The sequence below is a fragment of the Pseudomonas sp. SB113 genome (genome assembly GCF_040754745.1).
In the GTDB taxonomy this organism is placed as follows: domain Bacteria; phylum Pseudomonadota; class Gammaproteobacteria; order Pseudomonadales; family Pseudomonadaceae; genus Aquipseudomonas; species Aquipseudomonas grimontii.
This window is the reverse complement of the sequence record NZ_JBFMHW010000070.1, coordinates 1-726: the sequence shown is the minus strand read 5'-3', so window position 1 is coordinate 726 and position 726 is coordinate 1. Positions and strand designations below refer to the sequence as shown.

General features: G+C 59.5%; 1 protein-coding gene. It reads left to right on the top strand.

Annotated elements, in window-relative coordinates:
- Positions 1–175: 175 nt before the first annotated feature.
- A partial coding sequence (locus AB1462_RS31445) for an amidohydrolase (RefSeq protein WP_367248961.1) occupies positions 176–726 on the top strand: 551 nt, incomplete at its 3' end.

Sequence of the window (726 nt, the reverse complement as noted above, 5' to 3'; positions counted from 1 at the left end):
GCACACCGCTTGCAGGCGATCCGCGATTTCGTCCGCAGACGACAGCCTTGCGCGCGGTCCTGCCCATGCTCGACGATCTGGTGGACGGCTCGTCCATCGCAACGCTTACCGATTTCATCCTGTCGCTCGCGCGCCCTGCGGCGACGGCACAAGCAATCTGGCGGGAGGTTTCCTGATGCAGAAAATCATCGACTCGCATTTCCACATCTGGCGGCAGCAGGATTTGCCGTGGCTGGTCGGAGATATGGTGCCGCGCATTTTCGGTCCCTACGAACCCATCCGCCGCGACTATCCGATAGAGGAATTCCTCGCCGACAATGAAGGCTCCGGCGTCGAGAAAGCCGTCTACGTCCAGACCAACTGGGCCAAGCAGGATTTCGAGAAGGAAGTCGCCTGGGTCCAGAAAACCGCAGAAGAAACCGGCTGGCCCCATGCCATTGTCGGCTATGCAGACATGAGTGTCGACGATGTGAGGCCGCAACTGGATCGGCTCGCGCGCTATCCGCTCTTGCGCGGCGTGCGTATGCAGCTTCATTGGCACGAGACGCCGGAATACCGCTTTGCTTCCGATGCCCGTCAGGTTGTCGATCCCGCCGTGCGGAAAAACGTTGCTCGTTTAAAGGATTATGGCCTTTCCTTCGACCTCCAACTCTTCCCGCAACAGATGCGCGACGGCGCTGATCTGGTCGAGGAAAACCCGGAGACGGATTTCATCCTGACCCATAC